The organism is Gilvibacter sediminis, from assembly GCF_028561565.1.
Taxonomy (GTDB): domain Bacteria; phylum Bacteroidota; class Bacteroidia; order Flavobacteriales; family Flavobacteriaceae; genus Gilvibacter; species Gilvibacter sediminis.
Genome location: NZ_JAQQTE010000019.1, coordinates 141,348 through 158,131, shown reverse-complemented (window position 1 = coordinate 158,131; position 16,784 = coordinate 141,348). Strand labels below are relative to the sequence as shown.

Sequence of the window (16,784 nt, the reverse complement as noted above, 5' to 3'; positions counted from 1 at the left end):
AATTATATTTGCAGCATGCATTCATTTTTGATATTCGGTTTTATCAGCACGCCAGAGGTTATGTTTATCCTCTTTATTGTGTTATTGGTTTTTGGAGCCGATAAGATCCCGACCATTGCTCGTGGATTGGGGAAGGGTATGCGTCAGATCAAAGACGCTACTAACGAGATCAAAAGTGAGATCACCAAAAGTGCAGAACAACAGGGTATTGATACCAGCATTGTAAAAGATGTGCAGGAAAGTCTGCAGGAAACTAAAAAGAGCATTGAGCAGGTGAGTGGTACTATTGGCCGTGATCCGCTTTCCAATTCCAGATCAACAGACTTGCCCAATAAGCCGAGTCTGTAATTCGCAGTTTTATTTAACCCGAGTTAAGGTAAGCCCATCGCGAATGGGCAGCAATACGGTTTCCAATTGGGGGTGTGTCGCCAGGGTTTTATTGTACTCTAAAAGCGCTTTGGTGTCTTGGTCGTCAGGGTCCAATGCTTCAACTACTTTTCCACTCCACAGAACATTGTCACTCAGAATAATTCCTCCGGAGTTCATTTGCGGCAAGATCATTTCTAGGTACTTCGGATAGTTGCGTTTGTCTGCATCCATAAAGACCAGATCGTATTTAATGTTCAGGCTGGGCAAGATGGTATCTGCTCTTCCTAAATGCTGATGGATACGCGCTCCCGCACCAGAAAGGTCAAAGTATTTGCGTTGCAAGTCATACAATTCTTCATTCTGATCAATGGTGTGAATCTCTCCTTCGGGATGCAGTCCTTCCAATAGACAGAGCGCAGAATAACCCGTATAGGTTCCTAATTCTAAAATGACCTTAGGCCGAATGATCTTAGACAATAAACTTAAGATCCGGCCTTGATAATGCCCGCTTAGCATTCTTGGATTTAGAACCTTCTGCCAAGTCTCTCGGTTGAGTTGTTGTAACAATTCGGGTTCTTGCTGTGAATGATCTACAGCGTATTGGTCTATATTTTCGGGTAAGAAGTGCATAATTAAAAAAAAAGAGCTCCACAACTTGAAACAAATTGTGGAGTCCATTATATCAGTTTATAAGCTACTATTCAGATTCTTGATTAGCTTGAGGGAGTTCTTCGGCTTCCTCTTCAGAACTACCCATAAAGAACAAGACCGCACCTACTACGATCAATCCAATTTTAATTCCCCAGGCTACGCCTTCACCCCAATTGTAAATCCACATCAGGATGGTTGGAACTCGATCAAAAAAGTTTAAAACAATGGCAAAAAGGCCAAAAAAGGCCATATACATTCCAAGTTTTCTCATAAGTCAATTGTTTAGTTAATCAACTACAATATAAAAAATGTTTGCTTATCAGCTTCCGAGGATGCGTTTTTTGAGTGTCTCTTTTGCAGTTTGATCATCTCCGTGAAGCCATTGAAGCACATTGTCCTCCCACATGGCGTCGCATTGCGCGTCGGTGAGAATATTGCGCTGGCGAGCCAGATCCAAGATCTTTCCCGGGTAAGAAGACTGCGGAGCACTTTCCATTTCTCCAAGCGGATAAGGATCATCTAAACCTACCAATACTTGATTGGAACCTTGGTTCTCAATAAGGAGCTTCAAGGAGCCCGTGTCATGCACCAAGGTGTCAAAGAAAATGTTCTTATGACCCACAGATTTACGCGGATGAACTTTGCCTTCAAACAGATCAGGGCGGCCGTCAAAGCCTTGTATGCGTCGTCCTAGATTAATTTGTGCCAATTGTCCACCGTGCGCAAAACAAACCCGCATGTTTGGGTATTTGTCTGCATAGCCGTTAAGGGTTAAAAAATGATAGGCATCGGCGCATTGAGCCAGCATCCAGATCAAATGGAAGCGCCAAGCAGTGTTTTCTAAGAGGATGAACTTTTCACCATCGTAGGGGTGGATCTCTACGGCTAAGTTGTATTTACTGGCGAGTTCAAAAATCGGTTCGTTCTCTTCGTCAAAGATGCATCGCCAGGTACCAATGGTATCCATATAGTGCGTAGGTAGACACAAAAGTTGTAAGCCCAATTCTTCCACGCAACGCTCTATTTCCCAAAGAGCACCGCGGACAAATCCGGGATGTACCACAAAGCCACAGGTGAATTTTGAAGGATTGTCATGTTGAATGCGCGCGTTGAAATCGTTTTGGAAGCGAAGAGCCTGTTTCATCTCTTCCAGGCGCAAACCGTTTCCGTAAAGCTGGGAAAGATTCAAGACCACGGCATGGTCAATCTTATAACGTTCCATCCAAGCCAGTTTTTCATCCAAAAAGAAACTTGAATCCGTTACCGGACGACTCCAGTTCTTCTGCAGCATATACTTGCGATCCTTGTCTACCCAAAAGATTCCTTTCTCGCGCATGAAATCTGGAATTTCCTCCGGATAGGGCAGTAAATGCGAGTGTCCGTTGATGCGTAATTTTCTCTCCACCCTTCTAAGTTACAAACTTTTCGTTCTTCCGCCGTCTACGGGCAAATTAATACCGTTTATGTAGCTCGCAGCAGGACTTGCTAAAAAGGCCACTGCATTGGCGATCTCTTCGGGCTGGGCAAAACGTCTTACTGGTACTAGCTGGCGCATAAAAGCGGCAGCTTCTTCTTCCGTCTTTTGGAATTTGTTCGCTGCGTTCTTGACAATATCTGCCAGACGATCCGTTGCCGTAAATCCAGGCAATACATTATTTACCGTAACCCCAGATGGGCCGAGCTCATTAGCCAGTGTCTTTGCCCAATTCGCTACCGCTCCACGAATGGTGTTACTCACACCCAGACCGTCAATGGGTTGCTTCACAGAAGTAGAGATTACATTGATGATTCTCCCATAACCTTCTTTTTGCATGCCTGGAACAAGAGCCTGACTCAAGAGTTGATTACACACCAAATGCTGTGAAAAGGCTTGGGTGAATTCACTGGTATCGGCACTGTAGATCGGGCCGCCTTTTGGTCCTCCTGTATTGTTGATCAAAATGTGGTAGTTGCGGTCATCAGGCAATTCGTTCAAAGCCGATTTCAACTGCTGCGGATCACTAAAATCAGCCACCAAAAAATCGTGGCCTTCTTCTTGGTGGTCCAAGGTTTGTAAAACGGCTGTCAATTTATCGGCATTGCGCGCAACTAAGGTAACCCGCGCTCCAAGCGCAGCAAGGGCTCTTGCAGAGGCAGCGCCGATTCCGGCAGAGGCTCCACAGACCAGAGCATTCTTATCACTGAGATCTAAATTCATGTATTGGTTTTGTATTGTATGCAAATGTTTTTCGGTTCGGTAAAGAAACGCAGGGCTTCAAAACCTCCTTCGCGACCCACACCACTGGCCTTCACGCCGCCAAAGGGTGTTCGCAAGTCGCGGTTGAGCCAAGTATTGACCCAAACAATTCCCGCTTCTAGCGCTTTAGAAACTCTAAGGCTTCTGTCAATATTAGAGGTCCAAACAGTAGCCGAGAGTCCGTAAGGAACATCATTGGCCAAAGCAATTGCTTCTTCCTCTGTTTTAAAAGGCATAATGGTAACTACAGGGCCAAATATTTCTTCTTGTTGTAAACGACATTGGGTTGTAGCCACCTCGATGACCGTCGGAGCTACATAATAGCCTTCAGGTGCTTCTTCTAGTTTTATCTGATGTCCTCCAGTGAGCAATTTTCCTTCTGATGCTGCCAAGGCGTTATAACTTAGGATCTTCTCCATATGCGATTTAGAAACCACAGCTCCCAAATCAATTCCGGAGTTTAAAGAAGGGCCGACCTTTAGTTTTTCTACCGCGGGTATAAAAGCTGCTTTGAAACGCTCATAGATCTCTTCCTGTACAAAGATCCGACTGCCGCACAAACAAATTTGCCCTTGATTGGCAAAGGATGATTTTAAAGTGACTTGCAGCATCTTGTCAAAGTCGCAATCAGCAAAAATGAGATTCGGATTTTTCCCTCCTAATTCTAAGGAGAGCTTCTTAAACATCGGGGCAGCGGTGCGGGCTATTGCCGCTCCAGTAGTTGTTCCTCCTGTAAAGGAAATGGCCTTGATGTTTGCATGCTCGACTATGGCTTGTCCCGCTTCGGGTCCTTTGCCGTGGACAATGTTTAAGACTCCGGGTGGTAAACCAGCTTCATTACAGTATTTACCGAGCATCGCAGCAGTTACAGGAGTGATCTCACTCGGCTTGGCAACCACGGTATTTCCCGCCGCTAGGGCAGGGGCGATCTTCCAGCTGAACAAATAAAGCGGTAGGTTCCAAGGAGAAATACAGCCAACAACTCCAAGGGGTTGTCTTAGGGTGAAATTGATGGAATCTGATGCCAGATTCTCATGTGCCTCTGAGGCGAATTGAGTAATGGCATTGCCAAAGAATCTAAAATTAGACGAGGCTCGTGGAATGTCTACTTTGGTCGCTAAAGCTAAAGGTTTGCCGTTGTCTAGGGCTTCTGCTTTTGCAAGGGTATCCAAATCCGCAGCAATGAGGTCTGCCAATTTTAAAAGTATCCGACTGCGCGTTTCAATGGGTGTTTGTGACCAGGACTCAAAGGCTGACTTTGCGGCATCGTAGGCTTTTGCTACGTCTTTGTCATTTGATGCGGGTATTTGACCAGACACTTCGCCAGTACTTGGCGTATAGTTGTCTAACCACTTCCCGTCAATGGGGTCAACGTACTCACCATTAATGAAGTTCTGCAGCCGGTCCATATTTAAAGTGGTTTATAAGCCATTGCCTTGATCTCAATGACCAAATGAGGATGCGGTAACTGATGCACGGCAACCGTGGTTCGCGCAGGGCCATTTTCTGAGCTGAAGAATTCTCCATACACTTCATTATAACCAGCAAAGTCATTCATGTTGACTAAAAAACTGGTTACGTCAACCACATCAGCCATAGTGGCGCCTTCTGTAGCGAGATAGTCTTTGATATTCTCTAGCACCGCTCGAGTCTGTTCACGAACATCCAAGTGCATGGTTCCCATTTCATCAACTTGATGCACTCCAGCAAAAGTATTGTCGGGTAGGCGTGAACTGGTTCCGCTTATAAAAATATAATCCCCAGCACGCTTAACGTGCGGATAAGCTCCTCTCGGGCTGGCTTTTCCAGATACTAATCTACTTTTCATAGTGGTCTTGTTATAAGAGTTCGTCCTCGTGCAGGACTTCTTTGGTGTGGTTCTTTACAATTTGTAGTTTCTCTTCTAAGGGGAGGTCGTCCGGCAAAAGCCCATCGTCTAACAAATTTAGTATTGCCTTGTCTTGAGCCCGCCCACGACGCATGGCCTCCGCATAAGAGATCTGTTCGCTAAAGGTGACTAAGGAATATTTTGAAGAATACTCCTCCGGGAAATTGAATTCCAAAGCCGTTTCTACTTTGCGCTTCGCTTGGAAGAGTGGATTGGCGGTATGCTCTTTCATTTCGTGGAAGTTGTCTACAGCCAGATCTGCTATGGCGTCCGTGTCAGTTTTGCGGGTCAGGCTGAACTGTTTAAAAGCCGCGTTCCAATCGTCACCGACTTCATCCAAAACACGATCAAACTCAACAACATCTTCAAAACTTGCATTCATGCCTTGCCCATAAAAGGGAACGATAGCATGAGCTGCATCGCCCATGATCAATACTTTTCCATAAGCGTTCCAAGGAGAACATTTTATAGTCCCTAATGGAGCGGTTGGGTTCTCAAAGAACTCTTTGGCCAATTCTGGCATTAAGGCCAAGGTATCAGGGAATTCATTGCTGAAGTATTCCATGACCTTTTCTTCCGTGGTTAAATTGTCAAAACAATAGTCACTATCGCTATATGGCAAAAAGAGCGTTACGGTAAAGCTGCCGTCCAAGTTGGGAAGTGCAATCAGCATATCTTCACCGCGCGGCCAAATATGTAAGGCTCCCTTTTCTGTACGATAACCTCCGTCTGCGGCAGCCGGAATGGTCAATTCTTTATAGCCGTGGGTGAGCCATTGCTGACTAAAACTGAACAGAAACTGCTTGTGGTTAAACATGGCTTTGCGCACTACACTCCCAGCTCCATCGGTACCAATAAGCACATCGCCTTGATAACGTTTGGTCTCTTTAGTAGTATAATCTTGGAATTCCGCTGCTGCATTTTCCAGATCAACACTGATGCATTTTTGATTAAAAATGATCTCAACACCTTCATGCGCCTCAGCTGCATCGAGCAGCAAGGCGTTCAGTCCTGGACGTGAAATGGAATTGATATATTCTCCCTCACGACCGCTGTATGGACTCAAAAAGGTATTGCCTTTTGGATCGTGGATCATGCGGCCCAGCATCGGAATGCACAGTTCAGTAACTTCTTTTTCTAAACCGACGAGCTTCATGCCTTTCATCCCGCGATTGGAAAAGGCCAAGTTAATAGACCTGCCCGCATCTTGGGTGACTTTGCGCAGATCTGGTCTGCGTTCCATTAAGGTCACGCGATGCCCGCGTTGTGCCATTCTAAGGGCAAGTAAGCTTCCGCAAAGGCCAGCGCCTACTATGAGTATATGTGATTTATGATCTGCCATTAATACAAAGTGTCTAATGCGTTTTTCAATCGATTTATAAATTCGTAGACGTCTTCAAAACGGGTGTATAGCGCTGCTGGAGCTACCCGAATTACATCCGGTTCTCTCCAGTCACTGATCACTCCTTGCTCTGTCAAAGCATCGTGTAGACGACGGTCTGCGTTCTTTACTTGAATGCTAAGTTGACTCCCACGCTGCTGAGGATCGCTCGGAGTGATGATCCCGATATTTGGATTGCCCATATCGTTTAAAAGGAACTCTAGGTACCCCGTAAGCTTTACACTCTTAGCTCGGATGTTATCAAATCCGGCATCCGTGAAGACCTGCAAGGAGGCGCGTATCGCCGCCATGCTCAAAATAGGAGGATTGCTCAATTGCCAACCTTCAGCTCCAGCCAAGACATCAAATTCCTGGCGCATATTGAATCTTGAGGCTTTGTTGTGTCCCCACCAACCTGCAAAGCGCTTGAGTTCTGGGTTGTGTCTATGCCGCTCGTGTACAAAACATCCACCTAAACTTCCCGGTCCGCTATTAAGGTATTTATAACTACACCAAACGGCAAAATCAGCACCGCTCTCGTGCAAATTAGGTTGTATGTTTCCGGCTCCGTGAGCAAGGTCAAACCCGACCATGCAGCCGTGTTGATGCCCTAGCGCTGTGATTTCTTTTAGTGGAAAGGCTTGTCCGCTGTAATAATTGGTGCTGCCAATCATGATCAAGGCAACTTCATCTTTGTTGGCTTCCAAAAGCGTTTGGAGATCTTCCAGGCGACAAATTGCTTCTCCCGCTGGAGGATGCCAAAGTAAAAGACCTTCTTTTGGGTCAATGCCATGCATGTCTAGCTGACTTTCTACAGCGTATTTATCTGAAGGAAAGGCATCGCTTTCAATGATGATTTTAAAGCGTTTTTCTGTAGGTCGGTAAAAGGAGACCATCATCAAATGCAAATTCACCGTAAGGGTGTTCATGATCACCACCTCTTCTGGTTTGGCCCCTACTATAGTTGCCATTTGATCGGTGAGAAATTCGTGATACGGTAACCAAGGTTTACGCGCCTCGGTATGTCCCTCAACCCCTAAGCTGGCCCAGTCATCAAGTTCCTGTTTGAGGTAGCTTTCTGTGGTTTTTGGTTGTAACCCCAGTGAATTTCCACAGAGATAGATCAATGGCTTACCAGTTTGATCGGTGGGAATGTGAAATTGAGATCTAAAGGAAGCAATAGGATCGTTTTGGTCGCATTCTTTAGCGTAGTCCAAGGTGTTTTTGTACATATCGGTTGGGTAAGTGGCGCCTCTAACAAAAGTAAGGAATTCTCTTTGGTTTTTTTTGTGTCGCTAAAAGCTAAGGATCAGGCTCGTAGATTCCGAAAATTTCGTAATTCTTTCTTAATTTTGGCGAAAACCCTCCCCCGTGAAAAAAATATTACTCGTTTGTCTTTTATTCTGTGCTGCAATATGGAATGCCAGTGGGCAAAGTATTGCCCGTGAATGGAATGAAGAAGTGCTCAACGCTATTCGGAATGACTTTGCCAGACCTACGGTTCACGCCAGGAACCTCTGGCACACTTCTGCAGCCATGTATGATGTTTGGGCGGTTTTCAATCCAGAGGCAGAAACCTATTTCTTAGGGAAGTCCTTAGGGGATTTTTCCATTCCATTTGACGGATTTACCACAGATCTTCCTACAGATCAGGCCCTTGAAGAGGCTTTGAGTTTTGCTGTTTTTAGAATCATGCTCAACCGGTTTTCTTCATCGCCCGGACAAGCCGATATCTTCGCTCGGATCTTTGGGTTAATGGAAGAGCGCGGCTATGACATTACTAATGGAAGTACAGAATATCAATCTGGGGATCCTGCGGCCTTGGGGAACTATCTTGCGCAGCAGATCATTGAGTTCGGGCTTCAAGACGGGTCTAATGAGGCAGAAGACTATGCCAATAGATTCTATCAACCGGTGAATTCGCCTTTGGATACAGATGGCTCCGGAAATCCGGATATGGAATTTCCCAACCGTTGGCAGCCGCTTTTTATTGAAGGATTTATTGATCAAAGCGGAAACGAGATTCCAGAAACTACGCCAGAATTTTTAAGCCCGGAGTGGGGGCAGATCTATCCTTTTGCCTTGAAGGATGAGGATCGTACGGTTTACAATCGTGACGACTTTGATTATTGGGTATTCCACGATCCCGGAGATCCTTCATTGATTCAAGATGGGCTTGGTCTAGACGATCCATATAAGTGGGGATTTACAATGGTAAGTGTTTGGCAATCACATCTCGACCCTACTGATGAGGTGATGATAGATATTTCTCCCGCCAGTATTGGAAATCAAAACGGCTTCCCGGAAAGCTTTGAAGATTATAAAGCATTTTACAATTATTTTGATGGCGGAGATCCGAGTTCTGGACATGACGTCAATCCAATCACCGGAGCACCTTATGAGCCACAGATGGTGCCTCGTGGTGATTATACGCGAGTCCTGGCAGAATTTTGGGCGGACGGTCCAGACAGCGAAACCCCGCCGGGGCATTGGTTTACCATTTTGAATTATGTCAACGATAACCCACTGCTGGAAAAGCGTTTCAAAGGAGCAGGGGAGGTTCTGTCAGATTTGGAGTGGGATATCAAATCCTATTTCCTTCTAGGCGGTGCCATGCACGATTGCGCAATTTCTGCCTGGGGAGTTAAGGGGTGGTATGATTACACGCGCCCCATGAGCGCAATTCGCTATATGGCAGAGAAGGGTCAAAGTACAGATACCGGCCTGTCTAACTATCATCCAGAGGGTATTCCGCTAATTGAAGGCTATGTGGAGATCGTTGAGCCAGGTGATCCCCTAGAAGGAGCCTCTGGGCAGCATCTCGGGAAAATTAAGCTCTACACCTGGCGAGGGCATGAATATATCATTGATCCAGAATTTGACACCGCAGGTGTTGGATGGATCCTTGCAGAGGAATGGTTTCCCTACCAACGCATCAGTTTTATCACGCCGCCTTTTGCAGGTTATGTTTCAGGACATTCAACTTATTCAAGGGCTGCGGCAGAGATCTTGACAGCTTTGACAGGTAGTGAGTACTTTCCAGGAGGAATGGGGGTTTTTGATATTCCGGCTAACGCATTTCTAGAATTTGAGATTGGCCCAACCGTGGACATGCAATTACAATGGGCTACCTACCGAGACGCCTCAGACCAAACCAGTCTTTCGCGTATTTGGGGAGGAATTCACCCACCTATTGACGATATCCCAGGTCGAAGAATTGGAATCGCCGTTGCAGAAGATGCCTTTGCTTTGGCAGAAACTTATTTTGGTAGTACTGCGGATGATACCGAGGCTCCTCTCGTTGAAGGCGCCTTCATTTATCCAAACCCCGTGAATGAGGTGTTGACTGTACAAGCTCTTACTTCTGAAGCTACTAGCGTTGAAGTATATGACTTACAAGGCCGACGCATTTTGCAGGTCCCGACGAGCTTTGACGATAACAACAGAACTCCGCTAAATGTAGCGGAGCTCAGTGATGGTGTTTATTTTGTGGTATTGGTACGCGGAGAGGACGAGACCCTGATGATCAAGCGTCTGATCAAGCAGTAAATTAGTTAACCTTGATGCCGGTAAAGTGAATGTTTACCGTCTGCGCACTATCCTTATGAGTTTTGGCTAATTTAAGCGCTCCATAAGTTTCGTAATCTTCCCAAGTGGTAGCCATGCTCGCTTCGTCGGCATTGGATTTTCTAAAGACCCATTCTTTGATCTTATAATCATCACCGTAATAGAAGTCATAGGCATCTCCCGGCGTGTAGCCTCCTTCACTCTTGTAAGTGATGGTCAGCATAGCTAAAGTGTCTCCGGAGATCGGTGCTACTTGAGCCGTCTTTTCACTCAGCTCTGAATTCTCAGCATCCCAAAGCAATTGAAATGGGGTTAAAAGCCAATACTTATCGTTGATAAAACCAGCATCAACTTGAGCCGTGGTACTGTCTACTTTTTGATGATTATAGCTGATGGTATCCTGAGCGGACATCATAGTGACCATCCCTGTTTTAGGTTCCCAGGTCCAACTGCGGTCAAAGTGATTCTCACCTCGGTCCACATTAAAGGTAAAGGCAATCTTTTCTACCGAGTCCCATTGCTCGTATCCGTGGGCGTTGGCGATCTTCTCTGCGGTAGATAGTTCTACCTCTGGAGTTGCACTTACTTGTTCTTCTGGTTGCTCTTTACAACTAATTAAGAGTAGCCCTAAACAAAGGCTAAGAATGATGGTTTTCATGGATGGTTGTTGGTTGGTTATTGCTAGTGGCTGTCTTCTTTGATCAGCTCTGGAAATTTCTTTTGAAACCTTTTAAGTCGCGGAATAGAAACGTTTTGAATGTATCGGTTATACGGATTGAGTCTTTCGTAATCCTGATGATAGTCTTCTCCTCTCCAGAACTTTTGGAAAGGCAAAATTTGTGCAGCCACCTTTTGTTCTCCGAGTTGCTCGTTGAGTTCGGCAACTTTAGCATCGATGATAGCCTTTTGCTCCTCATTCTGATAGAAGATGATGGAACGGTATTGACTCCCACGATCCGGGCCTTGTCCGTTGACTTGAGTGATGTTTTGAGATCCGAAGTAAACATCGACCAGAGTTTCAAAACTCACAACATTTGGGTCGTAATATACTTCCACAGCTTCTGCATGCCCGGTGAGTCCGGTATTGCTGCTTTGATAGGTTGGATTCTCCGTATGGCCTCCTGAGTAACCGTTGATCACTTCAGAAACACCTTTTACACTTTCGTAGATCGCTTCTACACACCAAAAGCAACCCGAGGCAAAATAAGCCTTATGTATACCATCCTGAGGAGTGGTTTGAACCGGGGTTTGGTTTTGTTGAGCGAGTGCTTCGTCTTCTTTGTTCTTTTCGTTTGTGGATTGGCAAGCTACATTTAAACTGCTTAAAAGTAGCGCCAACATAATGAGGGTTGTTCGTTGCATGGTCTATTGATTTACTAGGCAGTCGGAATTGCTTAAAGCTCCTTAAATTTTTTTATCAAAATTACGAAAAAAAGCCTCCAGAGGAATCTGAAGGCTTTGTTAAACTTTATAGTATCAGTGGTTTAGAGCTTGGCGAAGAATTTCTCCATTTTCTCTTTTTCCTCTTCCGCCAATTGCGGGTCTACAAGGATACGTCCACTGTGTTCGTCAGTAATGATCTTCTTTCTAGAGGCGATCTCCATTTGCACCTGAGGTGGAATGGTAAAGAATGATCCTCCAGAAGCACCACGCTCAATCGGTACAACGGCTAAACCGTTTTTGGCGTTAGAACGAATGCGCTTATAAGCGTTCACTAAACGCTCTTCAATTTTCTGTTCAAAAGATTCAGACTCTTTGATAAGTGCCTTTTCTTCTTTCTCAGTTTCTGCAAGGATCTCATCCAATTCGTTGCGCTTGTGCTTGAGGTGTTCCTCACGCTCCGCCAAACGAGTTTTGGTTTCTTCGATCACTTCTTTCTTCTGTTCGATCTGCGCTTTGAATTCTTTGATGTGCTTTTCAGCCAATTGGATCTCAAGTTCTTGGAACTCGATCTCTTTGCTCAAAGAGTTGTATTCACGATTGTTGCGAACGTTGTTCTGTTGCTCGCTATATTTTTTGATGAGTGACTTAGACTCTTCAATCAGATTCTTTTTGTCTTTGATGGAATCATCAGTAAGGGCCAGATCGGCATTGAGTTTTTCAAGGCGGGTGTTCATCCCAGCAACCTCATCTTCTAGATCCTCAACTTCTAAAGGAAGTTCTCCTCGTACATTTCTGATCTCATCCACACGGCTGTCGATCAATTGCAGGTCGTAAAGGGCTCTCAGTTTGTCTTCAACAGTAGCTTCTGTCTTCTTGGCCATAATTACAGGTAAAAAATTGGATTGGTATTAATCTCCGATAAAAGAACTGCAAAATTAGTAATTTTTTTGGTAAGATATTGTACAATTAAATTTTTTGTGTACTGTTCGCTTTCATAGTGACCAATATCTACCAAAAGCAAGCGCTGTTCTGCGCTAAAGAAATCGTGGTATTTGAAGTCTGCACTCACATAGGCATCAACTCCTGCTGCTTTAGCTGCGCCAATTGCAAAGGCGCCACTACCGCCCAAAACCGCGATCTTTTGAATGGACTTTCCAAGCAGTTTGCTGTGTCTAATTCCGCCGCAATGCATGCGCTCTTTAAGCAGGGCTAAAAATTCAGCTTCAGACAGTGGAGTTTCAAAACTACCAATCATTCCCATGCCCAGTTGTTTGTCTGTATTACTAATCGGGATCAGGTCATAAGCGACCTCTTCATAGGAGTGTGTGCTCAACAAGGCCTTGATTACTGCAGATTCGCAATGAAAAGGCACCAATACTTCTATACGCGTTTCTGATTCGTAATGACGTTCGCCTTGCTTACCCAGTGCAGGATCAGCGGCTTCGCCAGGTTTAAAACTCCCTTCTCCAGTTGAGGTGAATGCACATTCGCTGTAGTCGCCAATGGCTCCAGCTCCTGCAGCAAAAAGTGCATCCAACAGACCTTTGGATTCTGCCTGAGGAACATAGGTGACCAATTTTTTCAAGGTATTGGCCTTGGGAATCAGCACTGAGGATTTTGTAGCTCCCAAGGTTTGTAGAATTTGATGATTTACTCCTTCCCAATTATTATCTAAGGCCGTATGGATGGCGTAAATGGCAATATCGTGCTTAATGGCTTTGAGTACGGCTCTTTGAACATAATCAGATCCTGTGATCTTTTTGAGCCCTTTAAAGATGATGGGGTGGAAGCTCACAATCATATTGCAACCTCGCTCTACAGCCTCATCTACCACAGCCTCCAAGCAGTCAAGACTGACTAGAATTCCTTTTAATGTTGCGTGACGGTCTCCTACTAATAAGCCCGTATTGTCAAAATCTTCTGCGTAGCTGCGTGGCGCCCAAGCTTCCAGCAGGTCTATAACCCCTTGTATTTGCATGCGGTGTATTTTACCGTAAAGATAAAAAAGTATACTTTCGTGCTATGGCCCAACTGCGGAAAATGCTCACTCCTTTCTCCATGATCTATCACGGAGTTACTGCTGCGCGAAACCTTTTGTATGACAAAGGTGTTTTTACTTCTGAGGCCTACGATATTCCCGTCATTTGCGTGGGTAATCTCACTGTTGGTGGCACGGGAAAATCTCCGATGATCGAGTATTTGATCCGTTTGCTTAAAGACGATTTTAAGGTTGCCGTTCTGAGTCGGGGATACAAAAGAAGTACTTCGGGGTTTTTATATGTCGAGTCTTCTCATACCTCCAAAGAAGTCGGCGACGAGCCGCTGCAATTCAAAACAAAGTATCCAGGAATTACTGTTGCGGTATGTGCTGATAGACGTGAAGGGATTGAAAAACTCAAGCCCAAAGCAGAGGTCATTCTTTTGGACGATGCTTTCCAACACAGAAGAGTTAAAGCGGGTTACACCATTTTATTGACCACCTTTGAGCAGCCTTTTCTAGATGATCAATTGTTACCCGCAGGCGACCTGCGCGAATCTAAAGCAGGAGCCAAACGGGCAGACGCTGTAGTGATCACCAAGATCCCAGAGAAAGTGGCTCATGCTAAAGTGCAGGAGTTGGAATTCCGTTTGCGTGAATTCACAGGCAAGTCGGTTTACAAAACCAAGATCGCTTATGGGAGACTCATTAAGAACGACGCAGGAGCAGAGTCCATTGATTATCTCAAGGACAAACCTTTTACACTAGTTACTGGCATCGCCAACCCAGAGCCTTTGGTGAATTTTCTTCGCGATGAAGGCTGCAATTTTGATTTGCAACGTTATCCAGATCATCACGAATTCACTTCGGCACAGATCAATCTTATCGAAAAACGTGAACTGGTCATTACTACAGAAAAAGACTATATGCGTTTGAGGGACAAGATCAATAAAAAAGCCTTGTATTACTTACCTATAGAAACAGCCTTTCTAGATAGAGAAGGGTATTTTGAATCTGAAATCTTGGACTTTGTCCACACTTACTGGAACAAGATCGTTTAGACCGGTGTCTTGTTCATAAACAAGGTACGGTGGATCTTCTCAAAGAATTCTTCCGTCTTGAAGGGTTTAGGGATGATCTCGTTGAATCCAGCACGGTAGAATTCGTCTAGATTTTCATCAATAGTTACCGCTGTCAAAGCAATGATCGGGAGTTCTTTATTGAATTCACGGACCTTCTGAGTAGCTTCAATTCCGCTAATTCCCGGCATGTGGATATCCATCAAAACAATGTGGTAGTTGTTCTGCTGAATTAGCTCTACAGCTGTCTCTCCGTTGTCCGCCACATCACACTTCATCTTGTTCTTTTCCAAGATCTTCTTGGTGATCATTTGGTTGATCTTATTGTCTTCCACCACAAGCACAGAGAGGTTCTCTAAGGCAACGTAGTCAATATCGTAGATGATGTTGTGAGGGTTCTTGTCTTCTTTAAATTGATCAGAGATCGCAAACTTAATATCAAAGGAGAACTTAGATCCTTTTCCAAGCTGACTTTCCAGTTGGATCTTTGAGTTCATCAATTGCAAGAGGTTCTTTACAATAGATAATCCTAAACCGGTACCACCAAATTTGCGGTTGATCTGCAATGAGCCTTGAGAGAAGGTCTCAAAAATACTTTTCTGCTTCTTTTTGGAGATTCCAACTCCGTTATCCTCCACTTCAAAATGCAAATTCACGTGAGCATCAGTCTCTCCAATTTTGTGCACGCGCAGGGCAACCATTCCATTTTCTGTAAACTTCACCGAGTTACCGATAAGGTTGATCAAGATCTGTGAAATTTTAAGCGGATCACCCAATAGTTTAGAAGGGATGCTATCATCGAACTCCAAAATAAGTTTGTTGTTTCTGTCGTCTGCAGATTTTTTCAAAGCCACCAACACATCGTTCACGCGTTTCTTCAAATTGAAGGTAGTGCGCTCAATTTCAACCTTGTTAGCCTCGAGCTTATTGAGATCCAAAATGTTGTTGATCAACGATAGCAAGTAGTCACCAGAGAATTTCAAAGAGTTCAAGTGCTCTTTCTGATGCTCCATCGGATTCTCTTCCAGCAATAAGTGAGTGAGCCCTGTTACGGCATAAAGCGGCGTTCTAAGTTCATGCGTAATGGTAGAAAGGAACTGAGCTTTGGCCAATGAAGCTTTCTCTGCTTTTTCTTTGGCGAGTTGCAGTTCGCTGTTCTTTTCCTGCAAAAGATCGTTGGCTTTTGCTCGCAGATTGTTGTTCTTATAAAGTGATAAGGTCAATAAGGACAAGATGGTGATCAGCGCAATACTCAAAGTAGAGGTGAAGTTGTTCATCTTTATTGAGCTGTCCTTTTTAGCCAGATTTGCTTCTAATTCTGCAATGATCTCGTCGTATTCACCACTATCCAGCCTAAAGGGATTGTCCTTGGCCATGAGCTCGTTGCTCAAATCGCTTTGGGCGTCCTTTTTTTCGTGATAGGTCTCCAAGAGTGCATAGGCAGATTCAAAATTACCTTTGACCACATGAAGTTTACTGCGCACCAAATAACTGTCAGTCATTATTTGGGCATAATTATTTTCCTTGCTGATGGTAACCGCGCTCTCCAAGGCTTCTTCCGCCTGCGTTATAATGGAGGCCGATGGATTGTCAGAGAGTTCCATCAAGGCTTTCGCCTTGTTGATCTGCGCCTGAGCCGTGTAGTAACCCACGCCTAATTCTTGAAATGTGGTCAATGCAGCTTCCAAATAATTCACTGCACTGGTCGGATTTTCGCGCTCTAAGGCCAACAATCCTTTGTTGAGTTGAATGCGAGCCATTGCGCTCTCGTCTTCTTGGCGCTCGTAGATGGCAAAAGCTTTATCTAAACTGGAGGAAGCTTGTGTATAATCGCCATCCTTCATAAATATTTGCGCCTGAATCAGATAAGCTTCGGCTATTTCTGGAGATTCGTCTTGATTTTTTAGCAATTCGATCACCCTGGCAACGCGTTCAGAGGCTTTGTCAAACTCGCGCACGCTGTAGTAGAATTTAGCCAATTCGTTATCGCAGGACGCTTCAGTTTCTGCGTCTTGGAGGGCCTCAGCCATGTCATGAGCCTTGTTGAGATCGGTCAAAACAGAACCTAGGTCTTGGCGTATGATCGCAGCCCTGGCGCGGTTTTGCAGCTGTATGATCTCGTTTATCGTGTCTTGTCTATTGGACAAAGGGGATCCCTGCTCTTGAGCGGGGGAAGGGCATACACACAGGAGGAACAGAGCCGTTATATATCGAATTATTTGGCCGTTCATGGATAGAATTACGGGCTAAAT

Annotated in this window: 16 protein-coding genes; 3 read left to right on the top strand and 13 right to left on the bottom strand. The window is 44.9% G+C overall.

The window, feature by feature from the left end; translation table 11 throughout:
• The first annotated feature begins 15 nt into the window (after positions 1–15).
• Entirely contained in the window at positions 16–348 is a 333-nt protein-coding gene (locus POW22_RS11105) for a Sec-independent protein translocase subunit TatA/TatB (protein WP_272832752.1), read from the top strand.
• 9 nt (positions 349–357) lie between these two features.
• Here the strand turns inward: POW22_RS11105 and POW22_RS11100 are convergent, their stop codons facing one another.
• The 8 genes from POW22_RS11100 to kynU all read right to left on the bottom strand — a co-directional run bounded on the left by POW22_RS11100 (position 358) and on the right by kynU (position 7,757).
• Positions 358–999, bottom strand: a complete 642-nt coding sequence (locus tag POW22_RS11100) for an O-methyltransferase (protein ID WP_272832750.1) — start codon at positions 997–999, stop codon at positions 358–360.
• Positions 1,000–1,066: 67 nt separating this feature from the next.
• Positions 1,067–1,291 carry a hypothetical protein gene (locus POW22_RS11095; protein WP_272832749.1) on the bottom strand — a complete coding sequence of 75 codons (225 nt, stop codon included), beginning with the start codon at positions 1,289–1,291 and terminating at the stop codon, positions 1,067–1,069.
• 48 nt (positions 1,292–1,339) lie between these two features.
• Positions 1,340–2,425 carry an amidohydrolase family protein gene (locus tag POW22_RS11090; RefSeq protein WP_272832748.1) on the bottom strand — a complete coding sequence of 362 codons (1,086 nt, stop codon included), beginning with the start codon at positions 2,423–2,425 and terminating at the stop codon, positions 1,340–1,342.
• A gap of 9 nt (positions 2,426–2,434) precedes the next feature.
• Positions 2,435–3,217 carry an SDR family oxidoreductase gene (locus POW22_RS11085; protein ID WP_272832747.1) on the bottom strand — a complete coding sequence of 261 codons (783 nt, stop codon included), beginning with the start codon at positions 3,215–3,217 and terminating at the stop codon, positions 2,435–2,437.
• Entirely contained in the window at positions 3,214–4,665 is a 1,452-nt protein-coding gene (locus POW22_RS11080; protein ID WP_272832746.1) for an aldehyde dehydrogenase, read from the bottom strand. Before POW22_RS11080 ends, POW22_RS11085 begins: the two co-directional genes overlap by 4 nt.
• A 2-nt stretch (positions 4,666–4,667) precedes the next feature.
• Entirely contained in the window at positions 4,668–5,084 is a 417-nt protein-coding gene (locus POW22_RS11075; protein ID WP_272832745.1) for a RidA family protein, read from the bottom strand.
• A 10-nt stretch (positions 5,085–5,094) separates the two neighbouring features.
• Positions 5,095–6,486 (bottom strand): FAD-dependent oxidoreductase, encoded by a 1,392-nt coding sequence (locus tag POW22_RS11070; RefSeq protein WP_272832744.1) that lies wholly within the window; start codon positions 6,484–6,486, stop codon positions 5,095–5,097.
• A complete protein-coding gene (gene kynU / locus POW22_RS11065; RefSeq protein ID WP_272832743.1) occupies positions 6,486–7,757 on the bottom strand; it encodes a kynureninase in 1,272 nt (423 codons plus the stop codon). Before kynU ends, POW22_RS11070 begins: the two co-directional genes overlap by 1 nt.
• Before the next feature lie 139 nt (positions 7,758–7,896).
• Here kynU and POW22_RS11060 point away from each other — a divergent pair, with 139 nt between their 5' ends.
• Positions 7,897–10,074 (top strand): T9SS type A sorting domain-containing protein, encoded by a 2,178-nt coding sequence (locus POW22_RS11060; protein ID WP_272832742.1) that lies wholly within the window; start codon positions 7,897–7,899, stop codon positions 10,072–10,074.
• A gap of 1 nt (position 10,075) precedes the next feature.
• Here POW22_RS11060 and POW22_RS11055 read toward each other — a convergent pair whose 3' ends face one another.
• The 4 genes from POW22_RS11055 to POW22_RS11040 form a co-directional block, all read right to left on the bottom strand.
• Positions 10,076–10,750 (bottom strand): hypothetical protein, encoded by a 675-nt coding sequence (locus POW22_RS11055; RefSeq protein ID WP_272832741.1) that lies wholly within the window; start codon positions 10,748–10,750, stop codon positions 10,076–10,078.
• Positions 10,751–10,773: 23 nt separating this feature from the next.
• Positions 10,774–11,454, bottom strand: coding sequence for a peptide-methionine (S)-S-oxide reductase MsrA (msrA, locus tag POW22_RS11050; RefSeq protein ID WP_272832740.1), 681 nt, complete (start codon positions 11,452–11,454; stop codon positions 10,774–10,776).
• A 122-nt stretch (positions 11,455–11,576) separates the two neighbouring features.
• A complete protein-coding gene (locus POW22_RS11045; RefSeq protein ID WP_272832738.1) occupies positions 11,577–12,356 on the bottom strand; it encodes a zinc ribbon domain-containing protein in 780 nt (259 codons plus the stop codon).
• 2 nt (positions 12,357–12,358) lie between these two features.
• Complete coding sequence (locus POW22_RS11040) at positions 12,359–13,453, bottom strand: Nif3-like dinuclear metal center hexameric protein (RefSeq protein ID WP_272832737.1); 1,095 nt, start codon at positions 13,451–13,453, stop codon at positions 12,359–12,361.
• A gap of 44 nt (positions 13,454–13,497) precedes the next feature.
• On the opposite strand from POW22_RS11040, the gene lpxK reads away from it, so the two are divergent.
• Positions 13,498–14,514: a tetraacyldisaccharide 4'-kinase gene (gene lpxK, locus POW22_RS11035; protein WP_272832736.1), complete on the top strand. Its 1,017-nt coding sequence runs from the start codon at positions 13,498–13,500 to the stop codon at positions 14,512–14,514.
• Here the strand turns inward: lpxK and POW22_RS11030 are convergent.
• Entirely contained in the window at positions 14,511–16,763 is a 2,253-nt protein-coding gene (locus POW22_RS11030) for a hybrid sensor histidine kinase/response regulator (RefSeq protein WP_419181001.1), read from the bottom strand. The two genes, lpxK and POW22_RS11030, sit on opposite strands and share 4 nt — an antisense overlap.
• Between the last annotated feature and the right edge of the window lie 21 nt (positions 16,764–16,784).

Excerpts from the sequence above, each read along its gene's own strand:
- POW22_RS11105 (WP_272832752.1), top strand. The coding sequence starts at position 16 with ATGCATTCATTTTTGATATTCGGTTTTATCAGCACGCCAGAGGTTATG.
- POW22_RS11100 (WP_272832750.1), bottom strand. The coding sequence starts at position 999 with ATGCACTTCTTACCCGAAAATATAGACCAATACGCTGTAGATCATTCA.
- POW22_RS11095 (WP_272832749.1), bottom strand. The coding sequence starts at position 1,291 with ATGAGAAAACTTGGAATGTATATGGCCTTTTTTGGCCTTTTTGCCATT.
- POW22_RS11085 (WP_272832747.1), bottom strand. The coding sequence starts at position 3,217 with ATGAATTTAGATCTCAGTGATAAGAATGCTCTGGTCTGTGGAGCCTCT.
- POW22_RS11080 (WP_272832746.1), bottom strand. The coding sequence starts at position 4,665 with ATGGACCGGCTGCAGAACTTCATTAATGGTGAGTACGTTGACCCCATT.
- POW22_RS11075 (WP_272832745.1), bottom strand. The coding sequence starts at position 5,084 with ATGAAAAGTAGATTAGTATCTGGAAAAGCCAGCCCGAGAGGAGCTTAT.
- POW22_RS11070 (WP_272832744.1), bottom strand. The coding sequence starts at position 6,486 with ATGGCAGATCATAAATCACATATACTCATAGTAGGCGCTGGCCTTTGC.
- kynU (WP_272832743.1), bottom strand. The coding sequence starts at position 7,757 with ATGTACAAAAACACCTTGGACTACGCTAAAGAATGCGACCAAAACGAT.
- POW22_RS11055 (WP_272832741.1), bottom strand. The coding sequence starts at position 10,750 with ATGAAAACCATCATTCTTAGCCTTTGTTTAGGGCTACTCTTAATTAGT.
- msrA (WP_272832740.1), bottom strand. The coding sequence starts at position 11,454 with ATGCAACGAACAACCCTCATTATGTTGGCGCTACTTTTAAGCAGTTTA.
- POW22_RS11045 (WP_272832738.1), bottom strand. The coding sequence starts at position 12,356 with ATGGCCAAGAAGACAGAAGCTACTGTTGAAGACAAACTGAGAGCCCTT.
- POW22_RS11040 (WP_272832737.1), bottom strand. The coding sequence starts at position 13,453 with ATGCAAATACAAGGGGTTATAGACCTGCTGGAAGCTTGGGCGCCACGC.
- lpxK (WP_272832736.1), top strand. The coding sequence starts at position 13,498 with ATGGCCCAACTGCGGAAAATGCTCACTCCTTTCTCCATGATCTATCAC.
- POW22_RS11030 (WP_419181001.1), bottom strand. The coding sequence starts at position 16,763 with ATGAACGGCCAAATAATTCGATATATAACGGCTCTGTTCCTCCTGTGT.